This is a genomic window from Synechococcus sp. H60.1 (genome assembly GCF_047462335.1).
GTDB lineage: Bacteria > Cyanobacteriota > Cyanobacteriia > Thermostichales > Thermostichaceae > Thermostichus.
This window is the reverse complement of sequence record NZ_JANSJA010000160.1, coordinates 1,160-6,964: the sequence shown is the minus strand read 5'-3', so window position 1 is coordinate 6,964 and position 5,805 is coordinate 1,160. Positions and strand designations below refer to the sequence as shown.

Genomic DNA, 5,805 nt, shown 5'->3' with positions numbered 1-5,805 from the left:
CAGGTTCTGCTCTGGCACTTCCCCCCCTGCGTGATAAAACAGGGTCAAACCTGGCAGGGTTTTGGAGATCTGTTGCGATGGCTACACTTCAACCCACCCAAGTGACCTGCAAGCTCTTTGGGGCTCTGGCCCTGTTCCTCTGCCTGGGGCTGCTGTCTGCCTGTGACGAGGGTAGCAGCAGCACCGTCAGCCCCCCCAGCCTCCCTCCTACCCCTACTCCTGCTAGTCGATAAGCCTACAGGACTTACATGCCTTGGCAGCGGCTGCCCAGTTGGAAGCCAGTCTGGGCAGGGGGGGTTCTTAGTTTGCTCTGCCTACTATTTTTGGTGGCTGCCTGTGGTGGGAGGGGATCCCTCACAGCTCCAGAACCTCCGCGGGCAGGAGAGCTGCCGATTGCCAACTTCCTCTGCCAGTTGGATCGCCAGACCCGCACCTTTGCTGGCCCCATCTATGCCGAGCAGCCTCAGGCTGCCACCTGCAATCCCGGTCGCCTCACCCCGGCAGCAGCCCAGAAGATGATGGATCGGCTGAACTTTCTGCGGCTGTTGCACGAGTTGCCCCCGGTGGAGCTCAATCCCGAATTCTTGGCGGCCGCTCAGCAGGCGGCGCTACTGCAGGTGGCCAATGGCGCCCTCAGCCACGAGCCACCTCCCTCTTGGCGTTGCTTCACTGCTGCCGGGGCGGCGGGATCCCGCTTTAGCAACTTGGCGATTGGCCCGATTCTGGAGCTGAACGGCCCCGACCCAGGGCGGGTGCTGGCGCGCCAGGTGGATATTTATTTTGCCGAGCCGGGCCGGGAAAACTTCGTGGATGTGGGGCATCGCCGCTGGAACCTCTACCCCCAGTACGCCCAAGGAGCTTACGGCATTGTCTACGACCCGCGGGCCGGACGGGTGACCCAGGCCAATGCCAATTGGATCTTCGGTTTTGACGAGTCAGTGCCAGATCCAGAGTTCATTGCCTTCCCGGAGAGGGACGGCTACCTGTACCGCCTCGAGGGGTTTTCCGGCCAGCCTTTGTCTGCCTACCGCTGGTCTTTCTCGGTGCCCAGCCGCGGCGGCCTCTCTGATCTCAGCCAGGCCCAAGTTCGCATCACCGATGCCCTCACTGGCGAGGCAGTGCCGGTTTGGGATCTGCGGGTTGGGGATCCCGCCTTTGGCCTAGAGACTCTCACTTACTCGGTAGGATCCGTCCAGCCCAATCGCCCCTACCTCTTTGAGATTAGCGGCATCCGGCTCAAGGGCGGGCCGCCGCGCACCTATCGCTACACCACTACCCTCTACGACTGCGACCCTCAGGCGCCGCAAAGGTCTGCACCCGTAACCGCAGGACTGGGGATCCCACCCCGCTGGCTCTGGCAGAAGGAGCCCTTCAACCTCAGCTTAGAGTAGGACTTCGCACCCTGATGCTCAACTGCATGCATCCGGGATCGAGACATTAGTCCTCTTCTCCTCAGTTGGGAACAGCCGTGGCTGCCTCCCTTCTCCCTAGCCGCCAGAACTCCGGCCCGCTGACGCCAGAGGAATCCAAGCACCGAGCAGGTTAGTTGCAACTGGGAACAGCTCCACCGTTGAGAAAATCTAAGGAAAGTTGAGATTCTGATACCATCGTTGCCGTCTCTTTACTGGAGGAGTTAGGCTCTAATCATCAAAGCTTTTTTTAAAGCCGCTTTACCAGCCCCAGAGAAGCGACCTCTCTGGGGCTTTGAGATGCAGTCGAAAAAGAAGGGGACTAGGAGGCGGGCACTACACCTCGCCGGACGGCAGGCCCAAGGGCGCGGCTGCCAATGTCGGAGCGGTAATGGGCTTTGGGGAACTGGACTTGCTCCACTGCGGCATAGGCTTGGCGCAGCGCTTCCGCCAGCGTTGCCCCTTGGCCGGTAAGACAGAGGACGCGCCCGCCGTCGCTGAGGAGCTGCTTGCCCACCTGGCGGGTGCCGGCATGGAACACGAGGGCCCCGGTGGCGGCGGCGGCCTCCAGGCCGGCAATGGGGATCCCTCGCTCGTAGCTGTCAGGGTAGCCGGGGGCGGCCATGACCACGCAGGCGGCGTAGCCAGGTTTCCACTTCAGTTGAAGATCGGCCAGCCGTCCCTCGATGCAGGCCAGCAGCACCTCGTCCAGAGGGTTTTCCAACAGGGGCAGGATCACCTGGGCTTCGGGATCCCCGAAGCGGCAGTTGTACTCCAACACATAGGGATCCCCGTTGGGCGTGATCATCAGGCCGGCGTAGATCACCCCCTGGTAGCGGATGCCCCGCCGCTGCAGCGCCTGCAGGGTGGGATCCAGCACTTGGGCCTGGATGCGGGCCAAAAGCTGTGGCGTCACCAGGTGGTCTGCTGGGGCGTGGGCCCCCATGCCGCCGGTATTGGGGCCGGTATCGCCATCGCCAAGGCGCTTGTAGTCTTGGGCGGGCAGCAGCGGCAGGCAGATCTGGCCATCCGTCAGAGCCAGCACCGAGACCTCTTGGCCGGCAAGGAACTCCTCAATCAGCACCCGCTCGCCCGGCTTGGCCAGGGCTGCCTCCAGGGCCTGCACGGCTTCTTCCCGGCTGTGGGCAACGGTTACCCCCTTGCCGGCGGCCAGCCCATCTTTTTTAATCACCACCGGATAGCTGCCTTTGCCTGACGGAGTTCTTGAATCCAGGTAGGCCAGTGCCTCAGACAAGTCGGCAAAGCCAGCAGCCGGAGCCGTAGGGATCCCTGCTTCCTGCATCAGTTGCTTGGCCCAGAGCTTGCTTCCCTCCAGTTGGGCGGCGGCGCGACTGGGGCCGAAAATGGGGAGCCCCGCTGCCTGAAAGGCGTCCACAATTCCCGCGACCAAGGGCAGTTCCGGCCCCACCACCGTCAGGCGGATCCCTTGCACGGTAGCAAATCGCACCAGTCCCTCGATGTCGGTGGCCGCCAAAGCCACAGACTGACAGCGGGGCATCTGCTGCGTGCCGCCGTTGCCAGGTGCACAGTAGACCCGAGTAATCTGGGGAAACTGCAACAGCTTCCACGCCAGAGCGTGTTCCCTTCCCCCGGAGCCGATGACCAAAGCCTGCATTGCGCTATCCCACTGTTTGTAAACGCCGCTTGTTTATCTTGGGATCCTCTCCGAACATTCCCCATTAGACCATGTTCCCGCGGTGTTTCTGCTCGCGTCAGCGGGAGGGGCTTCTTGTATTCTGCTTAGCTTGCTGCCAGGGGACGGCCCCGCCAAGTCCAGTTGCGCCCACTGGTGGTGCGGATGGCAGAAGCCAAGATGATGGCCGCCGTCACCCAGCCTCCCACCGCCGTCAGCCACCAGTAACGCAGCGGCAGGTGGGCCCAACGCCATAGAAGCAGGCGGATGACCCCTTGGCCTAGGATCCCGGCCAGGCTGGCCGCCAAGACCTGCAGGGATCCCGTAGCTGCAGCCAGGATCAACCCCAGCCAGGGCAGGCTGCAGAGGCTTAAGACAGTGACCATCGCCAACACGGCGAGGGCCCAGTTGCGCTCCAGGCCCAGGAACCAGTTTTTCGTCCACCCTTCCCAGAGGGCGGCTCCATTGGCGTACATGCGGCATCGCACCCGCGACCCCCCTAGGCAAATCTGCAAGCCCAGGCCAGCCGCTTTGATGCGCTGGGCCAAGGCCACATCCTCGATAACCACATTGGCCACGCCGGCGTGTCCGCCCACTTGCTCGTAGGCGGAGCGGCGAAACAGCATGAACGGCCCGAAGGCAAAGGCCTTGGGACGCTTGGGATCGTTGACGGCGGCAAAGTCGTAGCCTGCCGCCAAGATGACCATCATGATGGGCTGCACCAGCCACTCGGCCAGACAGCCGCACACCAACTGAGGCCCTACGCTTACCAAGCCGCTGCCGCTTGCCAGCAACTGTCCTAGGGCTGCTTCGATGGCAGCGGATCCCAGCCGCACGTCGCAGTCGAGAAAGAGCAGGTAGTCGGGGGGATCAGGCTGGGCGGCCAGGGCGGCAACGGCCTGGGCACAGGCCCAGTTTTTGCCCACCCACGTTTGACCCTGGGGGCGGGGATCCCCTTGGAGCAGGTGCAGCCGCGGATCTTGCCGTTCGGCAGCCAGGGCCTGGGCCAGCTCCCAGGTGGCATCGGTGGAGCCGTCGTCCACCAGCCAGACCTGCAGCGGGGCGGCGGTGCTGTCCAGGATGCTGCTTAGGCAGCCCACCACGTTTTCCGCCTCGTTGTAGGCAGGCACGATCACCGCCAGCCGCTCCAGGGCCGCTGCGACCTCTGCCGCTTGCTCCGGCAAGGGATCCCGCAGCCAGGGGGAAGCCCACAGCGCCCGCCCCAGCCGCAGCGCCACCAAGGCAATCGCCAGGGCCGTTAGCGCCAACACCATCGCCAGGATCTCCGGGATTCCCACTCTTGCTTCCCTCTTTCAGATAAGGAACGGATTTTGCCCATGCCCTAGCCCTGGGATCTGCCAATCCTCTAGGCAGACAAAGCCCTCTCTACGATATCGCTGTAGGGGCGGGGGAAGATCAGCCAAACCTGGCTTTGCGTTTCCACCAGGGATCGCACCAGGGGCGAGAGCTGGGCAATTTCCACGTAGCCGTCCTCGGTTTTGAGTTGGATCCCTTGGTCGTAGAAGCTGTAGCCCTGGACGTGGGCCGAGCGAATTCCCAAGTAGCTTTCTGGATCCAAGCCATCTTGCTGCATCTTCTGGCTTAGAGTTGCCACCAGCTCTTGGCGTCGCTCTTCTGGCAGGCGGCTGAGGTTGCGGGCCTTGAACAGATCCCGATCCAAATAGCGCCGCGCCAAATCGGCCAAGATGGGATCCTTCCCCGCCATGGCCCAAAAGCGAAAAGGGTAGCTGAACATCACATCGTCAGCGGCCAAATAGAGGGGCAAAGGCAGCTCGAAGGGATCCCCCTTTTGCGCCGCCAGCGCCGCCCAACACCAGGCACTCAAGATGGGATCCAGCTCGATCTTTCCCTGGTGCAGGAGCACCTGGGCCCGCTTGAAGAGCCGCTCCAAAATAAAGCGGGCACACAGGCTCTTGGGGTGCTGGTACACCTGGGTGTACATGAAATAGCGCACCACCAGATAGTGCTCAATGGCTCCCAGGCCCTTGCGGGCGGGAATGGAGAGGGATCCCGTCTCCGGGTCGTAGTCCAACACCGTGAGGATGCGATCCAGATCCAGGTGGCCGTATTGGGCGCCGGTGAGCAGGCTGTCGCGCATCAGGTAGTCAAAGCGGTCGCAGTCCAGTTGGCTGGCAATCAGCTGCCCCACCAGCGGCAGGGGAAATTGTTTCTGCCACACCTGCTCCAGTTGGGCCGGCAGTTGCGGGTCAAACTCCGCCACCAGCGTGGCTATCTGGGGATCCTCCCGCGCGATGCGGGCCGTCCAGACCTCGTGTCGGCAGCCGAAGATCTCCTCGCCGGCATGGCTAAAGGGGGCATGGCCAATGTCGTGCAGCAGAGCGGCAACCAGCGTTACAGGGCGGTAGGGGCGCAGCTCCGGGTAGCGGCGGGCCAATTTGTCAAACAGGCGCCGCGTAACCTGCAGCACTCCCACCGAGTGGGTAAAGCGGGAGCCCTCAGCGCCATGGAAGGTAAAAAAAGCGGTGTCCAACTGGCGGATGCGGCGCAGGCGCTGGAAGGCCGACGTGTCGATGAGGCGAATCAGCAGCGCCTCGACCGGATCCCCGCCATCCAGGCTGATGGCACCGTGCAGGGGATCGTGGTAGGTGCGGGACTTGCAAAAACGCAGCGCCATACTCCCACCATACTCGCCAATTGGCCAATCTTCGGCTAGCTTGGCTGGGGGCTTCCCCCACCTCTGCAGCAAAGCTACCCCATGGG

Annotated in this window: 4 protein-coding genes; 1 reads left to right on the top strand and 3 read right to left on the bottom strand. The window is 63.1% G+C overall.

What is annotated here, in order from left to right; all coding sequences use genetic code 11:
• Positions 1-248 precede the first annotated feature (248 nt).
• Complete coding sequence (locus NW852_RS08205) at positions 249-1,391, top strand: CAP domain-containing protein (protein WP_414426630.1); 1,143 nt, start codon at positions 249-251, stop codon at positions 1,389-1,391.
• A 340-nt stretch (positions 1,392-1,731) separates the two neighbouring features.
• On the opposite strand, the gene purD is transcribed toward NW852_RS08205, so the two are convergent.
• The 3 genes from purD to NW852_RS08190 all read right to left on the bottom strand — a co-directional run.
• The gene (gene purD / locus NW852_RS08200) at positions 1,732-3,045 is read right to left on the bottom strand and encodes a phosphoribosylamine--glycine ligase (RefSeq protein ID WP_414371419.1); all 1,314 of its coding nucleotides are present in this window, start codon (positions 3,043-3,045) and stop codon (positions 1,732-1,734) included.
• Positions 3,046-3,170: 125 nt separating this feature from the next.
• Positions 3,171-4,361: a glycosyltransferase gene (locus NW852_RS08195; RefSeq protein ID WP_414371417.1), complete on the bottom strand. Its 1,191-nt coding sequence runs from the start codon at positions 4,359-4,361 to the stop codon at positions 3,171-3,173.
• Between the two features lie 68 nt (positions 4,362-4,429).
• Positions 4,430-5,805, bottom strand: a 1,376-nt coding sequence (locus tag NW852_RS08190) for an HD domain-containing protein (RefSeq protein ID WP_414426629.1), incomplete at its 5' end; no start/stop codon positions are given.